The sequence below is a fragment of the Desulfofundulus sp. JL263-se genome (assembly GCF_056316025.1).
This window is the reverse complement of record NZ_CM149993.1, coordinates 2,854,315-2,872,948: the sequence shown is the minus strand read 5'-3', so window position 1 is coordinate 2,872,948 and position 18,634 is coordinate 2,854,315. Positions and strand designations below refer to the sequence as shown.

Genomic DNA, 18,634 nt, shown 5'->3' with positions numbered 1-18,634 from the left:
GGTGATTAACTCTTATTTTTAAAGGTGAAAACCAATTTCTCCTCCCAGATCTGTAATATTTTCCCCGGTATATGCCGCCTCCCTGAAAGTGTTATTTTTCTGTTGAAAGTAAATTTCAGCTGGAGTTTGATAGTCCAATGATTGATGCGGCCTTGAATAATTATAAAATTCCAGATAACGGTTTATCTCCTTACGGGCTTCCCTGGTCGCTGTTCATTATCTCCGGTTTGTTTCGGGCCAGGACTCTTTTTACAGCCTCAATTACGAAAAGTAGTTCCAGAGTTTGATCGAGTTCCCAGCTTACCACGTAACGGGAGTACCAGTCCATGATGGCCAATTTTGCAGGCGGATGTAGGTAATATCAATACCCCAGACGTGGTTGGGATGGGTGACGTCAAGGTTTCTGAGCAAGTAAGGGTATACCTGGTGCTGCCTGTTTCGCTTGCTCAGGTTCGGGCCCGGGCAAATGCCGGAGATTCCCATTTCGCGCATGTGGCGTTGAACCGCTTTACGGTTGATAATAAAACCCTCCCGGCGGAGCTGGGGAGTAATGCGCCTTGAGCCGTAAAAAGGATATTGTATATATATTTCATCAATGCAGTGCTTGATGGTGATTTCTTCTGGTGACGGTTTTACCGGCTTGTAATAAAGGCTCGAACGGTTAAGTCCCAGCAGTTCTGCCTGGGTTTTGATGGGGATGTCAGGGTTGTCCCACTCGACCAGGGCTGCGCGTTCAGTCCTGGTCAGATCAGAGACCAGATTTTTTTTCAGCCAGGAAAGTTGTGTTGTTAGTCGCCCAACTTCAGCATATAATTCCTGGATTTGCTTTTCGTATTCCGCCTTCATGGCTTCAATTTTCTTTTCTTGATTTGAAAACAGCTGGGGCAGCCTTTCAACGGCTTCTTTCTTCCAGCGTCTTAGCTGGGTGGTTTGGGGGAATTTTCCCCCGGAAATATTGTCTTTATAATAAGCAAGATTTGGCTTGGGAAATTTCCCCCAAATATGGATGCCATATTCTGAAGATATTTCGGAAATTGATTCTTCTTCTCTTAGAATTTCCAGTACAATTTTACTTTTAAATTCAGGTGAGTAGTGTTTCCGAACAGACATTTGTATCTTAAGACCCCCTGATTTCGTGTCCAAAATCTTGGGTCCATTATAGGTATTTTCCTTTAGTCTCGGAACGAATTTTTGTTTAGGTGACTCTGTCTTAAATTCATTGGGATTAAAAGCTTGGTCAAATGGAGATTCAGGATTTCATTATACTATTCTATATTCAATAGTTTTTCTCATGCTCGGATGGGTTCTAGGAATAAAGTTTCCAAATGATTTAGGTTCCACATCGGGAAGAAAATTATCTATCTTTAACAATAATACTTTTTTGGAGTTTCTAGAAATTACTCAAATATACCTCTGTACTAGGTAGTATTAGGTCAAATATATTAACAGCTATATGGGTGCTTCGGTATTACAACGTCACATAACAACGTATTGGCGACTACGCCCAAACCGCCTTTGTCAAGCCATGTGCAAAAAATCTATTGCTTTAGTATTCAGTATAATGCTGGCGTTATCGTTTATTCTTCTTGGTTGTGATGGCGATGCCAATAATGTCAAGGATGCGAATGTAAATAATCCACCGGCTGGTAAAAATGATGTTGCTATTTTGGCGTATTTAGATAAAAATTTAATAAAGCCGCATTTTGGTGGAAAGGTTTTTAGTGCCTGCAAAATTCTCGGGAATGATTCAGGCCGGATATATGTCTGGGCTTACATCATGGAGTTTTATAAGGATAGGACTAACAATTCCATCGAAGATGAATATGAGGATTATTACAAAAAGCACCACCGGGAGCCCTATTATGGTAGTCACAAACATAAACATAAGAAGCCGACCTGGCTTAAAATTCTGGAGGAAATCTTTGACTGAGAGGGTCTCTACCTCGCGGCGCCGGCACCTCTCGGCCGGCGCCGCCGGTGTGTTGCCCCGCTCTACAGCAGGACAGAGCCCGTCCCTACCAGATCTTAGGAGCGGTTCTGGCTAATTGTCTGTGAGCCTTGCATCCTGTCGGCTCGCCAAGTCTTTCGCCTGACCTAAAATCTATTGGCTGCGAAAATGGCAATCTCCAGACTCCTTAGTTCCAGTAAAATTCTGTATAAGGGGCTACTGTTACCTGGTTCAAAAAACCTAACCGTTTTTAATTTCGGTTAAGCGGCCTCCCCATGACCAGGATTTCGCTCCTTTCCGGATTGGATTTATCCACCCCTGGGATTTGGGGGAAATTTTCCAAGTTAAGTACTGCTTGTTAAAGATAATATTTTCGTGGAAAAATTCCCCCAAATGTGGATACTGCGACAGGGAGATCTCGGCCCCGTCCAGCACTTAATAAGTTGAGTGCTGGACGGATGTTTTCCTCCCGTTACCAGCTGGGCGGCAAAGGCCAGGCAAGTCTGTTCCCCGCGCCGGCGGCAATTTGATTTTGTTTTATTTTCATTTGTCGTTAACCCGCAAACCGCAGTGTTCACAGCCCCGTATAATTTAACACCCCTCTTTTGTGAAAATATTTTTTTGCTGGAAAATAAGACAATTATTATATAATTATAGGAGGAAATATTTATTATGCCAATGGTGGTAGATTAAAAACTATATTGACAATGTTTATATATAAGATTATCATTATATAAACAATAACTAATAAGAGGGCAGGTTTCTTTCACGCAGCTGGAAGGCCCGTCCCCCTCTTTACCGGGGAGCATGAGCGGCTTAAGGAAGCTGGAAAGGGTTTCCGGGTGTGGCTTAGCGCAAGGAAAGGATAACAGGGACAGCTGATTTAAAGGAGGAGGATAAATATGGAAATTAAAGTGTTAGGACCCGGTTGCAGGAAATGTAAGGAGACCGAAAAAACAGTGTACAAAGCGCTGGACGAACTGGGAGTCAAAGCTGATGTGGAGAAAGTGGAAGACATGGACAAAATTGCCGAGTACAATATTCTAATGACACCGGGTTTGGTGATCAACGGTAAGGTTAAGGTATTCGGGCGGGTACCCAAACATAAGGATATTATCCGCTACATCCAGGAAGAAATGCAAAAGGAGGGGGTTTAAAGATAGCCGAAACCTGCACCTGTTTTTGTACCTGTGAGGCTACGGAGATTCTTATTTTCCCCTATTCGGGGGCGTCCAACGCGAGGCAAATAGCCAACCAGGCGGCAGTGGAACTTACAAAGGACAAGGTGGGGAAAATGTACTGCCTGGCCGGAATCGGCGGGTACCTGGAAAGCTTCGTCGAATCGGTCAGGGGGTCAAGAGAATCGCGGCCATTGACGGTTGCCCCCAGCATTGCGCCAGGAAAACCCTGGAGCATGCCTGCCTATAAAGAAAAGCCATGACTTTGACCTTTTACCGGGGGATGTGCGGAAAATTTGCGATAAGATCAAAAATTCCATGGATACCGGCTTATAAACGAATCAATTAGATAAAGCATTAATGGACTTAAGCTAGGAGATGAAAAAAATGACATTTACGGGTGTGTTGCAGAGCGGGTTCAACGAACTCCTGGAATACCTGTCGGCTCACGTGCTGACCTGCCTGGTGCCGGCTTTCTTCATCGCCGGCGGCATAGCCGCGGTGGTATCTACCGGTGCGGTGTTAAAATATTTCGGCCCCCGGGCCCCGAAACACCTTTCCTATGGTGTAGCCTCGGTGTCCGGGACCATCCTGGCCGTGTGTTCCTGCACGGTGCTGCCCCTTTTTGCCGGTATCCATAAAAAGGGTGCCGGGCTGGGCCCGGCGGTAACCTTTCTTTTTTCCGGCCCGGCGGTCAACATCCTGGCCATAGTGCTCACGGCCAGGAAAATGGGCTGGGAACTGGGGCTGGCCCGGGCCGTGGGCGCCGTGCTGTTTTCCATAGTTATTGGTCTTTTAATGGCCCTGATCTTTAGAAAACAAGAAGAAAGAAAAGAAGAAGGCCTTGACGACGGGGGTATGTTTGCCGGTGAGGAAGGGAAGCCCATAGGACATCTCCTGGCCTTTTTCGGGGTCCTGGTGGCCATCCTTGTTTTCGGTACCGCATCCATACCGTTTTGGAATAGAGTTTCCATTATATTTGCGCTGTTGAGCTTTTTAGCCACGGTGCTCATTGCCTGGTATGACACGGATGAGGTTTTGGATTGGCTAAAAGAAACCTGGGGATTTGTGAAGCTGATTTTCCCCGTTCTTTTGATAGGGGTTTTTGTGGCTGGCGTGCTTAAAGCCGTTATTCCGGAACAGTGGATTTCGGCCTCGGTGGGCGGAAACAGCCTGTCTTCCAACCTGGTGGCCTCGGTTATCGGCGCTCTGATGTATTTTTCTACCTTGACTGAAGTGCCTATTGTAAAGGCGCTTTTGGACATGGGTATGGGGCAGGGCCCCGCCCTTGCGCTTTTACTGGCCGGACCTTCTTTAAGCCTGCCTAACATGCTGGTGGTCAGAAACGTCATGGGTACCAAAAAGACCATTGTTTATGTTTTGCTGGTGGTTATGTTGGCAACGTTTACGGGTATGCTCTTCGGGAGTATTGTAAGTTAAATAAGCAATAGAATCATAAATGATGGTTAGGATGGATTCCATGGCCGACATAACAGCCCGTCCTGTGCCGACTGTTTATGGGCCAGGCAGTTAATTGCCTGCCCTTAGCGACTTTAGGAATTGACAATATAATATTAAAGTATTATAACATAAGCAATTGTTTATAAATAATCATTCATAGGAGGTGATTTCAGTATGGCCCAATGCTGTAACCCCAGGTCTCTGTCCGAGGGAGATATCAAGGAAGAACTTTTTAAAAGAGCCAGATCTTATAACTACTATACCCGACTCAGCCAAGGAGAAGTATGTCAGGCTTTGTACAGGGAATACGTCAAGGCAAAACAAGGCGAGTAAGAATGCATGGCCAAAAAATTTTTGGTTAATACATAAAACAATTTTTATATATTAACTTATTGAGGAGGGCAAAATCATGGCAGAAACGGTTACCCGTAAACTTTCATTTCTGGACCGGTACTTAACTTTATGGATCTTCCTGGCCATGGCCGCTGGTGTGGCCGGGGGATATTTATATCCCCCAATTGCAGATTTTTGGGGCAAATTTCAGGTGGGAACCACAAATATACCCATTGCCATCGGCCTTATCATTATGATGTACCCGCCCCTGGCCAGGGTAAAATACGAAGAAATAGGTAAAGTGTTTACCAATGTTAAGGTAATGGGCCTGAGTCTTTTTCAAAACTGGGTGGCAGGGCCCGTGCTGATGTTTTTACTGGCAGTAATTTTTCTAAAAAATTACCCGGAATACATGGTGGGCCTTATCCTGATCGGTCTTGCCCGCTGCATTGCCATGGTTATCGTATGGAATGTGCTGGCCAAGGGTGATACAGAGTATGCCGCGGCTTTGGTAGCTTTAAATTCCGTATTTCAGGTGTTATTTTACTCGGTATATGCTTATGTTTTCATTACCCTCATTCCGGAGTGGCTTGGTCTCAGGTCCCTGGAAATACATATTTCCATGGCTGAAGTGGCCAAAAGTGTTTTCATTTACCTCGGCATACCTTTTATTGCAGGCATAATAACCAGGTTTACCCTTATGCCGGCAAAAGGCCGGGAATGGTATGAAAATAAATTTGTACCCAAAATCAGCCCCCTTACTCTGGTGGCTTTGTTGTTTACCATTATAGTAATGTTCTCCTTAAAGGGGAATTATATTGTAACACTGCCCATGGATGTTCTGAGGATAGCGGTGCCCCTGATATTGTACTTCCTGCTCATGTTTCTGATTTCTTTCTATGTCAGCATGAAGTCGGGCGTAAATTACGAACAGACCACCACCCTGTCCTTTACGGCAGCCAGTAACAATTTTGAGCTGGCCATTGCGGTGGCGGTGGCGGTGTTTGGCATTAACTCCGGCCAGGCTTTTGCCGCGGTTATCGGACCCCTTATCGAAGTGCCGGTAATGATCGGCCTGGTGAATGTGGCCCTGTCCTTTAAGCGGAAATATTTCGGGCATGAATTGGCGAAGGCAAGGTAACGGGTAAAAATTTAAGCCGGGAGGTGTTAGATATACCTCCCGGCATTATGCTTTAAGGCTCTGACAGTTGCCGGATGCACAGCAGGTTTACATCAGGTTTCCGCGGGATTTTTAATTAGGCATTCCTTGCGGCTGGTTAACTAAATATAATGCAGCTTTTTCTTTCATACCTGAAATCGTCCCGTATGAGGAAACAAATAATCAGGTATTATAAATTTTAGCACTTTATATTGGGTTAATGTAGCCAGAATTCTTCCAGGTGTATCCACGGGGTGATACTTAATGTTCATCATGAATATCGGCCTGCCCGGTTCAGGCAAGTCAACCTTGCTTAAGAAACTTGGCTTGCCTGAGTCCGGCTTTGTTATCGTTTCTCCGGATAAAATTCGTTCAGAATTATTTGGAGTTATTTTTAACAAGACCGTAGAGCCGCAGGTTTGGGTAATAGTTAAAGCGCTGGTGGAAGGCTATTTGCGCCTCGGTCGGTCTGTGGCCTTCGATTCGACAAATTTAACCCGCGAGCGGCGCCGCCCGTGGATTGAATTGGCCCGGCGGTACGGCCAAAAGGTGCTCGGGATCTTTTTTGACGTGCCGCTGGAACAAATTCAGCATCGGAACAAACTTCGCCCGGGCGAATGGATCGTCCATGGTGACATTATAGCCTCAATGTACCGTTCCCTTCAGGTTCCGGTACTTGAGGAAGGCTTTCATAAAATCATTACCGTTAGTGGCAGCCGGGATGAGGCCGGCATTCAAAAAGTCAGGGACTCAATCACATCTGTGATGGTGGAAGAGAAGAATAATAATGTAAACTAACGGAAAAATATTTAAATGGATCAAAAAAATGTATTGAGGTAGTGGCTTATGGGTTTAAGAATAGCGGTTATTACAGACTGTTATCTGCCTTACAATAGCGGTGTCGTTCATTCAATACAGACCTTAAATGAAGAAATTTCTTCCCTGGGCCACGAAGTATTTCTTTTTGCCCCGAGGTACCCTAATTGTGCAAAAGAGAAAAAGGTATTTCGCTTTGTATCAATGCCCTCACCCACCAACCCGGATTATTATTTGGCCTTTCCCTTTTCCCGGCATTTGCGAGCTGTTCTCAAAAAGATAAAGCCCCATATTATTCATGTTCATCATCCTTTTCCTATGGGTTGGATGGGGGCGCAAAATGCCCGGCAGTTAGGGCTGCCTCTGGTTTATACCTGTCATACTTTTTATGAGTATTACAGTCACTACCTTCCTATTCCGCAAAATGTTGCCAAACTGTTAATCCGGAAAATTTATCTTAATTTTTGTAACCGGTGTGATATTGTTATAACTCCCACAGTGGCAGCAAAAAATTATTTAAGACGATTAGGTGTTATAACACCCCTGGAGGTAATACCTACGGGTATAAATATAGAAAAATTTACGATCAAAGAGCCGGGCTGGTTACGTAAGCGTTACGGCATAAAGGCGCATGAAAAAATACTTCTGTGTGTGGGGAGATTGGGTAGGGAGAAAAATATTGCTTTTGTCTTAGAGTGCTTTGCCGCTGTCAGTAGGGACTTTCCTGAAGTCCGGCTTGTTCTGGTGGGTAAAGGGCCTCAGGAAAGGGAACTAAAGGAGATGGCCAAAAACCTGGGCTTGACGGAAAAAGTTGCTTTCACCGGGCTTTTACCCCAGGAAGAAGTAATTAAGTGTTATCATGAAGCGGATATTTTTGTTTTTGCCTCCGTTTCCGAAACCCAGGGACTTGTTATACCGGAGGCCAAATCTGCAGGGTTGCCGGTGGTCGCGGTGGATGCAAACGGGGTGTCGGAAATGGTGGAGGAAGGGGTCGACGGTTTCTTAACTCCTTTATCGAAGGAGGCCTTTATAAATAAGATAAGGCTTCTTTTACAAAACGAAAATCTCAGAAAAAAAATGGCTGAGAATGCCCGCCAAAATTCAAAAAGGTTATCTTCCAGGAATTATGCCTTGAAACTTTTAGAAATCTATTCATCCTTAATATTTAATGTCAAAACCGGCTTGTTATAGGGGGACAGCCTGAATCCAGGCTGTCCTTATTTTACGAGTGACCTCCTCCCCCCAATAAATTTATCTGGACTTAAGAAGAGAGAATCTAGTTCTCTAAGAGAGAATCTAGTTCTCTCTTTCTTTATATATTTACGATGTACTTATTAGTTTTAAGTCACAGTATAGAGAAATTGTGCAGTACAATCATAGAAAATGTGCAACAAATAAATGAAAAAGGACTATCTTTTCAGCTTACAATTTTTTTATGATTGTTTTGATATAATGTAACGGTAAATTTAAGGTAATATATCAAGAGCAAATTTAAGGAAACATTTCCTCTTCAATTTGGGGCAAAAAACCAGGCCACCGTAGGGATTGCTTTTATCCCTGCCGTGGCACCAAATTGAAGTCCCTGAGCAATTGGAGAAAAGCGCTCAGCCGTGCGTCTTTTCCCGGTACTGGGAAAGTTCAGGGAAAACAATTCCCGGCACATCCAACTTGCTGCATACTATCACCTTTCTTTTACCTGTGGATAACCGCACCAATCTCACAAGTTTCCTGTTTTGCTGAGCTATCTACATAATAATCGATAGGCAGATTAAGTGTCTAATTATGTTTAAAAAAGTACCTGGCTTTTACAGAAGACATTCTAAAAAATTTGATAAAATAGTTGAAAAGTCAAGGAAGTGATGGGTTATGAAGAGAAAAGATGAGAATGCGTATTCTCTTAGTTGGGAGACGTTAAAGCCAGATTGGCCACTATGGGTGATTCTTGCCGGGCTATTTATTATAGGAGCTATCTTGTACCCTATACTTCCCCAAGAGGTACCCATTCATTGGAACTTAAAGGGTGAGGTAAACGATTATGTTTCACGTTTTTCGGCTGCTTTTATAAGCCCGCTCTTTATTTTGGGGGTATATATTCTGTTATTGGTACTACCTTTAGTAGACCCATTCCGGAGGAACTATGTCCGTTTTGCAAGTATTTATAGGCTAATGCGCTGGGTTATAATGATGCTTATCATAACTATTCATACTATTTCTTTAGCGTTAGCCCTTGGTTATGATGTGCAAGCACATCTTATAATAAATGGCGCTATCGCCATCTCTTTTATCTTGGTTGGGCATGCTATGGAATTTATTTCGCCTAATTTCATTTTTGGTATAAGGACTCCTTGGACCTTGGCCAATGAGGCGGTCTGGAGACAAACCCATGAACTGGGGGCCAAGGTATGGGTGATAGGCGGTTTTATATGTCTTGCTTTGGTGCCGGTCCCGTCACCCTGGGGCGCTCACGCATTTATTGCCTGCTTCGCTATAATGGTGCTTACGCCGGTGATTTTTTCTTATGTTATATTCCGTAGATTGACACATAAGAAAAAGTAGTAATGTGCACTTAAGGATATGGACCACATGGCTCGGGCGAGTCCACCCTGCTGAACCTGCTGGGTTGTTTGGACACACCCACCTCCGGCTCCTACAGGCTGGACGGGGTGGAGGTCAGCGGGCTTGGCGATGACGAGCTGGCCGCCATTCGCAACCGCAAGACGGTTTTGTTTTTCAAACCTTCTGGAAGGCATCTGGAGCAACAAGCTGCGCTCGTTTTTGACCGCCCTGGGCATTACCATCAGCATTGCGGCGGTCATCGCCGTGGTGGCCGTGGACCAGGGGGGCAGGGCGCTGCTGATGCGGAGCTGGAAAAAATAGGAACAAATATTTTCTTTATTTATGTGGACTGGCGCAGCGACGAGCCGCGCACCGGCAGGGAATTTGCGCTGCAGGACGTGGAGGTGATTAAACAGCTTGTTCCCGAGGTGCAGTACCTGGTTCCTCCCAGTTCGACTTACCTTCAGGTGCGCGGCGGCCGGAAAAGCAAGTTCGCCGAAGTGGTGGTGACTTTGCCCGAGTACGCCCACATTAGGAAACTGGAACTGAAGGAGGCCCTTCAGTGCGGCCGACGCGGTGGGCAGGCGCAAGGTGGCGGTGGTGGACGAGGAACTGGCCCGGGAATTTTTCGGCAACGGCAGCCCGCTGGGGCAAAAGATCTTGATGCGCGGCACTTCCCTGGTGGTGGTGGGCGTCATCAAGCAGGGCGGTTCTTTGCTGGAAATGGGGGAAACCAAAAAAGTTTATATCCCCATCCGGGTATGGCAATCCATATTCCCGAGGGGTTCGATTCACTCCCTTGAGGGCAGTGCCCGGTCCAGGGACAAGGTGGGAACGGCCATGCAGCAAACGGTAAAAATCCTGGAAAGAAGGCACAACGCCCCGGGGCGCTATTCCAGCGTGAACCTGGAACAGGAAATGGCCGCGGCCAACAGGGTCACCGGGATCATGACCCTGGTTATCGGCTCCATTGCCGGGATATCCCTGTTCGTGGGAGGAATCGGGGTCATGAACATCATGCTGGTTTCGGTTCCGGAACGCATCAGGGAAATAGGTATTCGCAAAGCGCTGGGGGCCCGCCGCAGGGACATTTTGGTGCAGTTTCTCATTGAATCCGTGGTGCTTTGTTTCATAGGGGGAGCCATCGGTATGATCCTCGGTGTCGGAGGCGCCTACTTGGTCGCCAGGGTGGCCAAGTGGCCGCCCCTGGTGTCCTGGTGGACGGCCCTGCTGGCCTTTGGGTTCGCCGCCGCCGTGGGCGTAGTTTTCGGGGTTATGCCCGCCGGCAAGGCTTCCAGGCTCGACCCCATCGAAGCGCTGCGCCGGGATTAAGTTGTTTTAGGTTCCAGGGCAGGAATTCGGGGCCAGAGGCAAGAAACTTTTTGCAGAATTTTAGGGAACCTCATTTCGGGGAGGCTGTTCTACATATTTTATGAAGGTAGAAATTTTAGGCGCGCGGATAGACGCTTTAAATATGGAAGAGACCGAAAACCGGGTGGCTGAGCTGGTATGCCGGGGAGGAGGCCATCAAATAATCACCCTCAATCCCGAATATCTTTACCGGGCCCAGTATGAACCCCGCTTGCTGGAAGTGGTTAACAGTGCGGACATTGTAACTCCTGACGGGGAAGGAATTGTTTGGGCCTCCCGGGTGGCCGGCTGTCCCGTGCCGGAGCGGGTGACCGGCATTGACTTGATGCTCCGACTGGCCCGCCGGGCGGCTTCCGACGGCTGGAGGATTTTTTTGCTGGGTGCCGCTCCCGGTGTGGCTGATGCCGCCGGAAAAAACCTGCAGGAAAAATTTCCCGGCCTTATCGTGGCAGGAACTCACCACGGTTATTTTAAAGATGATGAAGAAGGAGAGGTTCTTGATAAAATATTTGCTTCCCGCCCCCACATACTGTTTGTGGCTCTGGGAGCTCCCCGGCAGGAATTGTGGATTTACCGGCACCTTAAATGTTTAAATTGTGTGGCCGTGGGGGTGGGGGGGAGTTTTGACGTTATTTCTGGGAATGTCCGCCGTGCGCCCCTTTGGGTTCGGCGCCTCAAAGGGGAGTGGCTTTATCGCCTGATAAGGGAGCCTTCCCGCTGGCGGCGGATGACGGCGCTGCCAAAGTTTGCCTGGCTGGTTGCCAAAAAATACCGCCTGAAAACTTAATGTTGATAACTATTATGGCAGGAAATATTCTGCAGATGTCGAAGAACTGTTTGTATTTATGTTGAAAATGGGGGGATACTGTGCGTTTCAAGAATAAATTTTGGACCTTTGGATTAATTTTGATACTGGCTGTACTGGGAATGTCAAGCTTGGCACTGGCCGATTACGGAGATCCCGGAAGTCCTTCGGACCCGCTGGTTACCAGGAGTTATGTACAAAACCTGGTTCAGCAAAAGTTCCAGGAAATATTGGAAAGTATTCAGTCCGCAGGTGGGGCTTCCCTGGAGTGGCAAATCAAAACACTGCAGCCGGGTGAGACTTTTATAGGTTCCGCCGGGACGGAGTTCATATTGCGCTCCGGGGCGGCGGTTATTGTTGATCCTACTGGCAGCGGCATTCCCGATATTACTACAGGAACTAACTATACCGCTAATAAATATGTTCCCGCCAATCACCTCTTTACCATTCCCCGGGATGACGGGAGAGGCATTAAGGCCATCAGGCAGGCCGTAATTATGTACCGCGGCTAAGCGACTTTTATGCCGAAAGGTTGATGATAAGTTATGACCGTGCGCAGGAGGCGCCGAAAAAAAAGGAGAAAAATTCTTCCGCTGGTTCTGGCCGTTATTGCGGCCCTGACCGTATTTACAGGTGCTTATGGCTTTGTTTCAGGCTGGTTTTTCCCTATACCGGGCGTAGGTGGCAGTGGTAGCGATTTGGGGGGCATTGATGCTGGCAAGGGGGATAAGTCGTCCCAAATTAAGGGGTTTAATGTCCTTCTCCTGGGTACCGACGACCGGGAGGCTGGAGACAATTACAGCCGTACCGATACCATAATTGTCTTAAACTATAATGATAAGGAAAACCGGATATCCATGCTGTCCATTCCCAGGGATACGCGGGTGCTTATACCCGGGTACGGGTGGAATAAGATTAATGCCGCCAATGTCTATGGCGGCCCGGAACTGGCCATGAAAACGGTATCACAGCTTATCGGAATCCCGCTGGATTATTATATCCTCACCAACTTTTACGGTTTTAAGGATATTGTAGACGCCCTGGGCGGGGTAACTCTGTATGTGGAAAAGGATATGTATCATTATGAACGGGCTTACGGGGGCAAGTTTAGCATTAATCTTAAAAAGGGAGAACAGCGGCTGGACGGGGATAAGGCCCTGCAATATGTACGTTACCGTGGAGACGGGAGTGATATCGACCGTACCGGCCGCCAGTTGAAATTTTTAAAGGCCCTTGCCAGGGAGGTCATGCAGCCGAAGACGATAACCAGGCTGCACAAGTTAATCCCGGAAATCTATGAAAATGTGGAAACAAACATGGGCTTGCCCCAAATGATTAAGCTGGCCAGGGCCGGCAAAAATTTAGATTCCGTAGAAATTGTAACCCAAACCCTGCCCGGACACTTTTTAAATACCGAACAGGGAAGTTTCTGGGCCGTGGACCAGGAGCAGGCCAGGCGCGTGGCCCTGGCCCTTTTCGAAGAGGGTAAAGTTGTAAAGGAGATTGTGCAGGGGCCCACGGAAGACTTAAGGCCCAAGCCCAGGCAGGATGAAAAGGTATTGCTCTCCCAGCACAGCGATAAAGTAAATAACGAGCCTGCCGCTGCCCGGCAAATTGAAAACTCCCAAACGGTAAATAACGTTAACGGCAATGTTTTCCCGGAGCCCGGAGAAAATTCGTCCGGGCAGGATAGACTTGAAGAAAGTGATGGCGCCGGGCTGCCCCCGGAGGACGGTGACGCTAGCCAGGCATCCCCGGATGAATCCAGGCCGCCGGAGGGCTTGCCGCAAAACCAGCCGGCCACAAGTGGTGGCGGCGGCCAGGTGGAAATAATAATTGACATTGATAACAGCGGCACCTCTATCTAGGACTGCTGGCATGAGTGAGGAACGGGTTGTGGGAATGAAAAAGTGGCTAGTTTTGCCGGCCATCTTTCTTTTTTTGTTGGGCGGGGTAATTTTATTGCGCCCGGATTTGATATTTTCCAGTCCGGAGCAGGTGGCCCTGAAGGAAGCGGATATCAAGGAAAAATATGACCTGATCGTGGTGGGCGGTGACCCGGAAGGGGTTGCCGCCGCTGTTTCCGGCGCCCGGAACGGGCTTTCCACTCTGCTGGTTGATATCCGCCCGGTGCTGGGGGGGCTCATGACCCGGGGATGGCTGAACAGTATAGACATGAACTACGGCCCTAACGGGGAAATTCTTAATCGCGGCATCTTTGAGGAATTTTATCGCCAGGTGGGCGGTGATTCCTTTGACGTGCAGGCAGCCATAAATGTCTTTCATAACATGGTGAATGCCGAGAAAAAGCTGGATGTGTTAATGTCCGTGGAAAATTTCGAGCCACTCCTGGATAAAGGTGAAATAAGGAGCCGGGTAGAGGGGGTAAGGGTACTTGCAGAAGATGGAAGGATTTTGAAAATAAAGGCTGCCTTTGTAATTGATGCCACCCAGGATGCAGACTTGGCAGCTGCAGCCGGTGCGCCTTATACCGTGGGACATGCAGATTTAGGCAGGCCGGAGGATAATATGGCCGCAACCCTGGTATTTCGCTTAGAGGGAATTAATAACCTGGACTGGTTTAATATTTATTACTATTTAATGCACCGGGATCGAGATTGGAACAGCGGCGCCAATTGGCGCAGCGCCTGGGGATTTGGCAAAGAAACTGCCCGGTATAAGCCCTTTTCTTCCCGGATTGCCCTGCGGGGCTTAAACGTCGGGAGGCAGGACGACGGCAGCGTTTTAGTTAATGCCCTGCAAATATTCGGTGTCAACCCCCTGGACCCCGCTTCAAGGAAAAAGGCCAGGACACTGGCCCTGCTGGAACTGCCGCGGGTAGTGGACTTTATTTCCCGGGAAGTGCCCGGCTTTAAAGGTGTAAGGTTGGCCGGTGTGGCGCCGGAGTTGTACATAAGAGAGTCACGGCATGTATTGGGTGAATACCGGCTCACCATTGATGATGTGCTGGAAAATCGGGATTTTTATGACCGCGTGGCCTTTGGCTCCTATCCCGTGGACATACAGGCCACCGGGCCCAAAGACAAGGGTTACGGTGGGCAACCCGCTTCAGTATGCAATTCCGTTACGTTCTTTGATTCCTCGGGGAGTGGATAACCTGCTTGTGGTAGGTCGCTCGGCCAGTTACGATTCACTGGCCGCCGGGAGTGCCCGTACCATTCCCGTAGGCATGGCCGCAGGCCAGTCGGCCGGGGCGGCGGTGGCCATGGCCCTGGAAAAGAAGATGTCCATTCGAGAACTGGCGGGATCTAAGAGGTACATGGCCCAATTGCAGGAGCGGCTGAATGAACAGGGAATGGAATTAAAGCCCTTCAAAGTAAGGCCGCTGAATGTGACCCGCCACTGGGCTTATTCAGGGCTCAAATTTATGCGCCGGCTGGGGCTGGCCTGGGGAGGCTATAAAAATGATTACGGCCTGGACCGGCAAATGGAAGAGCGAAAATTTATTACTTCCCTTTCCCGGGCCGTCAAGCAGGCGGGGGCCAATGTAGAGACATATCCCCAACTCTGGGAAGAGGGTAACATCCTTACGGTTTATGATACGGCCTACATGTTTTGTCGCTATCTCGGGCTGGATATGAATAAGTATAAGGCCTTTGATTACCTGGCGGAACAGGGCTTTTGGGATGAAAAATTGCTGGAAAGAATTCGCGAAAATAATGACGTAATTACCGTTGGCATGGGTTACATGCTGATCGAGGATTTTCTGGAATGGGTGGGTTATGAAGACCCGGTACAAAAATACGTTAAATCCGAGGGGAATTAATATATGCATAACAGGTGGTTTATAAGGGGCCTGATTTTTTTAATAGGGATTGCCCTGGTGGCAGCAGGGTATGCGGCCTGGCAGCGCTACAACCTGGAAAAAGAACACCGGGAAATGGAAATAGCGGTGGTTTACGACGAAGTGGCGGGCTTAGCCCAGTTCCGGGATGGCGACACCCCGGAACTTTTGGCGAAGTTGCGCGGGCAGGGTGTAACCACTGTTCTGTTTAAGGAAGATACCCCCAAAACGCTGAAAGACAGGGGCGAATTTGTGATAGGAACCGGGAGAGAGTTGCGTACTTACAACCCCCAATCGTTTCCCGGCGGTGAGTTTAACCCCGGTTTTACATATTTGCTTACCGATGATGAAAATGCCTGGCAGCGGGTAACGGCCAATTTGCGGGCCAAGGGGTTGCCCGTGGAAGCAGAAGAGTTGACCGGGGGTTATTATGTAATATTGACTCCGCTGTCGCCTGACCGGCTGGAACAGTGGGGCCTGGGTTTTCCCATTGAGCGGATGGAGGAGGTTGCCCGGGCCGGATTTAACATCCTGGTACAGCCCCGTACCTGGCCGGAGGTAAAACAACGGGAAATTAAAGATGTATTCAGCTCCTTGCACCGGGTGCCCAATCTTACAGGGATCTTATTTAACGACGAACAATTGCCCGGGTATAAGGATAAAGAACTGTTAAGGGTTCTCGGATACGAGATAAAACAGCTCGGGGTGCCCCTGGTACAGATAGAATTTTTTGACCAAAAGGGCTTCAACAACCTCGCCCGGCTGCTGGATAAGAAGGTTGTAAGGCTGCATACCATTTCAAACGAAGAAATGGGTAAGTATACTCCCGGGGGTGCCGTGGACAGGTATGAGCTGGCCGCTACGGACCGGAATATAAGAATACTTCTGGTAAGGTTTTTTACCGGAACGGAATATTCGGATATATTTAATGTTAACCTGGAAAGCCTGCTGGGAGAATTGCATAACTCCCTGGAAAAAGAGGGGTTTACTTTTGGCCGGGCTTCCCTCTTTGGCCCTTTAAATGTGTCCCGGTGGAGTATTTTGGTTATCGGGCTGGGTGTTCTGGCCGGCGGGCTGCTGCTTGCCCTGCGGCTGTTCCCTTCCCGGTGGGCGGTACTGGGGGCGGCGGGACTTATAGTGTGGCTCGCTCTCATGGGGGCAGGCCTTGCCAGCCCGCCTTTGCTGACACTGGCCAGAAAACTGATGGCCCTGGCTTCGGTAATTATTTTTCCCACCCTTGCCGTTATCTGGGGCGTGCGGGAAAAAGGTCTCTCTCCTGCCGGGGCCGTATTGCGACTGTTCAAAATTTCCCTTTTTTCCCTGACGGGGGCTGTTTTGATGGTGGGGCTGCTGGCCGATGCAGGATTTATGCTCAAGATTGACCAGTTTGCGGGTGTTAAGGCCGCGCACGTAATCCCCCTGGCTTTGGCGGCAGGATACTTTTTCTTCACCGTGCCGCGGGGAGAAAACTGGGCGCAAAAGCTGGCGCGCACCGTAAAAAACCCGGTTACGGTGGGATTAGCCGCCTTGGCGGGAGTTCTGGCCGTGGTTTTATTAATATATTTGGTGCGTACCGGCAATGCGGACGCGGGTGCTGTCCTGCCCCTGGAGCAGCAGTTCAGGACTTTTCTGGAAAATGCCCTGGCGGTAAGACCCCGCACCAAGGAATTTCTGCTGGGCCACCCCCTGCTTTTGCTTTTGCTGTATACGGGCTACCGGGACGATCGCTATATGCCTCTTTTAATCCTGGGGGCCATCGGCCAGGTTTCCATGGTTAATACCTTCGCCCATATCCACACCCCGCTGGTAATTTCCCTGCTGCGGGGATTCAACGGCCTGTGGTTGGGCATTCTCGGGGGCTTGGTGCTGATTGCCCTCTGGCAGGCGGGGAGGCATTTATTGCAAAAACTGCCCGTCAATTAGAATTTTTAAGGCCGGTTCTGCCCGGCAAGGGAATTGCGCAGCTCTGCCGGCGTGAAGCACCCGGGCGCTGCGGAGAGCACCGGCCTTACTAACGGAGGGTATACATGGTGCGGGCCGTTATTTCAGGCTACTACGGTTTTCACAATTTGGGGGATGAGGCCGTCCTTTACAGCATGCTGCAGGTCCTGCGGGAGCGGGACTCCAATTTCCGCCCGGTGGTCCTTTCCGCCAACCCGGAATATACCGCCCGCACCTACGGTGTGGAGGCGGTAAACAGGTGGAAGCCGGGTGAAGTTATAATGGCTTTGCGAAAAGCGGATATGTTAATTAGCGGCGGGGGCAGCTTATTGCAGGACGTTACCGGTATCAAAAACCTGGTTTATTACCTGGGTGTGGTATGGCTGGCCCGCATGCTGGGCAAGCCCGTGATATTCTATGCCCAGGGGATAGGGCCGGTAAAAAGCAGCCTGGGGCGTTATATGGTGGCCCGGGCGGCCAGCGGGGTATCGGCCATTACGGTACGGGACGAAGAATCCCGGGCCGATTTGCTGGCCATGGGTGTAAAAAAGCCGGTTGCGGTGACGGCGGACCCGGTCCTGGGATTGGATCCGGAAACGGTGTCCCGCGAGCCGGGCCGGGTTATTTTGCAGGCCGCCGGGGTTGAACCGGGGAATGGTCCGCTGGCCGGCATTTCCGTGCGCCCCTGGGAGGGAGACCGGTGGCAGTCTATAATTGCCTGGGTGTGCGACCGGCTGGCCCAAAAGGGGATGCAGGTTATTTTTTTACCCATGCAGCACCCTGCGGACCTGCAAATATCAGAAGCCGTTGCCGAGATGATGAGTGAAAGAAGTGTGATATTGCGCCGGAGTTGTTCCGTTCCGGAAATGCTTTCGGTGGTAAGCAATCTCGACTTGCTTGTGGGTATGCGCCTGCACTCCCTCATATTTGCCGCCGCGCTGGGGGTGCCCCCGGTGGGCGTTGCCTACGATCCCAAGGTGGAGCGCTTCCTTTCCCGCCTGGGACTGGAGCCGGCAGGCTCCCCGGATAATTTGGACGGGGAGGCGCTGCTCGGCAGTGTGGAGAGCGTCCTTGCCCTGGGCCGGCAGGAATTGCTGCAAAGGGTGGCCCCGTTGAGGGAAAAGGCCCGGGAGGGGGCAAAGTTTGTTTTCGGTGCCGACAGGTAAATGTATAAAACCCACTCCTTTGGGATCAAAGTTCAATAGTTTTTTTATTCCGTGGGTAAAAATGGTATACTTTAAGGGAAATTATACAAACAGGG

At 49.1% G+C, this 18,634-nt stretch carries 16 protein-coding genes and 4 pseudogenes; 18 read left to right on the top strand and 2 right to left on the bottom strand.

Going from position 1 to position 18,634, the window contains the following annotated elements:
- Positions 1–18 precede the first annotated feature (18 nt).
- Positions 19–1,110 (bottom strand): annotated as a pseudogene (locus tag ACX4JR_RS14880) (IS3 family transposase).
- A 343-nt stretch (positions 1,111–1,453) separates the two neighbouring features.
- Between ACX4JR_RS14880 and ACX4JR_RS14875 the strand changes: the two are divergent.
- Positions 1,454–1,930, top strand: a complete 477-nt coding sequence (locus tag ACX4JR_RS14875) for a hypothetical protein (RefSeq protein WP_476058790.1) — start codon at positions 1,454–1,456, stop codon at positions 1,928–1,930.
- A 362-nt stretch (positions 1,931–2,292) separates the two neighbouring features.
- Here ACX4JR_RS14875 and ACX4JR_RS14870 read toward each other — a convergent pair whose 3' ends face one another.
- A complete protein-coding gene (locus ACX4JR_RS14870; RefSeq protein WP_476058789.1) occupies positions 2,293–2,526 on the bottom strand; it encodes a (Fe-S)-binding protein in 234 nt (77 codons plus the stop codon).
- A 324-nt stretch (positions 2,527–2,850) separates the two neighbouring features.
- Between ACX4JR_RS14870 and ACX4JR_RS14865 the strand changes: the two genes are divergently transcribed.
- The 17 genes and pseudogenes from ACX4JR_RS14865 to csaB all read left to right on the top strand — a co-directional run bounded on the left by ACX4JR_RS14865 (position 2,851) and on the right by csaB (position 18,539).
- Entirely contained in the window at positions 2,851–3,105 is a 255-nt protein-coding gene (locus ACX4JR_RS14865) for a thioredoxin family protein (protein ID WP_476058788.1), read from the top strand.
- Positions 3,106–3,212: 107 nt separating this feature from the next.
- Positions 3,213–3,389, top strand: coding sequence for a hypothetical protein (locus tag ACX4JR_RS14860; protein WP_476058787.1), 177 nt, complete (start codon positions 3,213–3,215; stop codon positions 3,387–3,389).
- 124 nt (positions 3,390–3,513) lie between these two features.
- On the top strand, positions 3,514–4,566 hold the full coding sequence (locus ACX4JR_RS14855) for a permease (RefSeq protein ID WP_476058786.1): 1,053 nt from the start codon (positions 3,514–3,516) through the stop codon (positions 4,564–4,566).
- 195 nt (positions 4,567–4,761) lie between these two features.
- Positions 4,762–4,920, top strand: coding sequence for a hypothetical protein (locus ACX4JR_RS14850; RefSeq protein ID WP_476058785.1), 159 nt, complete (start codon positions 4,762–4,764; stop codon positions 4,918–4,920).
- 76 nt (positions 4,921–4,996) lie between these two features.
- Positions 4,997–6,061: an ACR3 family arsenite efflux transporter gene (gene arsB / locus ACX4JR_RS14845; RefSeq protein ID WP_476058784.1), complete on the top strand. Its 1,065-nt coding sequence runs from the start codon at positions 4,997–4,999 to the stop codon at positions 6,059–6,061.
- A 282-nt stretch (positions 6,062–6,343) separates the two neighbouring features.
- Positions 6,344–6,877: an AAA family ATPase gene (locus ACX4JR_RS14840; protein ID WP_476058783.1), complete on the top strand. Its 534-nt coding sequence runs from the start codon at positions 6,344–6,346 to the stop codon at positions 6,875–6,877.
- Between the two features lie 48 nt (positions 6,878–6,925).
- On the top strand, positions 6,926–8,086 hold the full coding sequence (locus ACX4JR_RS14835) for a glycosyltransferase family 4 protein (protein WP_476058782.1): 1,161 nt from the start codon (positions 6,926–6,928) through the stop codon (positions 8,084–8,086).
- Between the two features lie 675 nt (positions 8,087–8,761).
- Positions 8,762–9,451 (top strand): SdpI family protein, encoded by a 690-nt coding sequence (locus tag ACX4JR_RS14830; protein WP_476058781.1) that lies wholly within the window; start codon positions 8,762–8,764, stop codon positions 9,449–9,451.
- A gap of 20 nt (positions 9,452–9,471) precedes the next feature.
- A pseudogene (locus ACX4JR_RS14825) lies at positions 9,472–9,635 on the top strand (macrolide ABC transporter ATP-binding protein); the annotation flags it as partial.
- 380 nt (positions 9,636–10,015) lie between these two features.
- Positions 10,016–10,288 (top strand): annotated as a pseudogene (locus tag ACX4JR_RS14820) (ABC transporter permease); the annotation flags it as partial.
- Positions 10,289–10,291: 3 nt separating this feature from the next.
- Complete coding sequence (locus ACX4JR_RS14815) at positions 10,292–10,783, top strand: ABC transporter permease (protein WP_476060582.1); 492 nt, start codon at positions 10,292–10,294, stop codon at positions 10,781–10,783.
- A gap of 100 nt (positions 10,784–10,883) precedes the next feature.
- Positions 10,884–11,609, top strand: coding sequence for a WecB/TagA/CpsF family glycosyltransferase (locus tag ACX4JR_RS14810; RefSeq protein WP_476058780.1), 726 nt, complete (start codon positions 10,884–10,886; stop codon positions 11,607–11,609).
- A gap of 80 nt (positions 11,610–11,689) precedes the next feature.
- Entirely contained in the window at positions 11,690–12,139 is a 450-nt protein-coding gene (locus tag ACX4JR_RS14805) for a hypothetical protein (protein WP_476058779.1), read from the top strand.
- 33 nt (positions 12,140–12,172) lie between these two features.
- Positions 12,173–13,495, top strand: coding sequence for an LCP family protein (locus ACX4JR_RS14800; RefSeq protein WP_476058778.1), 1,323 nt, complete (start codon positions 12,173–12,175; stop codon positions 13,493–13,495).
- Positions 13,496–13,505: 10 nt separating this feature from the next.
- A pseudogene (locus ACX4JR_RS14795) lies at positions 13,506–15,414 on the top strand (FAD-dependent oxidoreductase).
- A gap of 3 nt (positions 15,415–15,417) precedes the next feature.
- Positions 15,418–17,355 (top strand): DUF5693 family protein, encoded by a 1,938-nt coding sequence (locus ACX4JR_RS14790; RefSeq protein WP_476058777.1) that lies wholly within the window; start codon positions 15,418–15,420, stop codon positions 17,353–17,355.
- 104 nt (positions 17,356–17,459) lie between these two features.
- Complete coding sequence (gene csaB, locus ACX4JR_RS14785) at positions 17,460–18,539, top strand: polysaccharide pyruvyl transferase CsaB (protein WP_476058776.1); 1,080 nt, start codon at positions 17,460–17,462, stop codon at positions 18,537–18,539.
- Positions 18,540–18,634 lie beyond the last annotated feature (95 nt).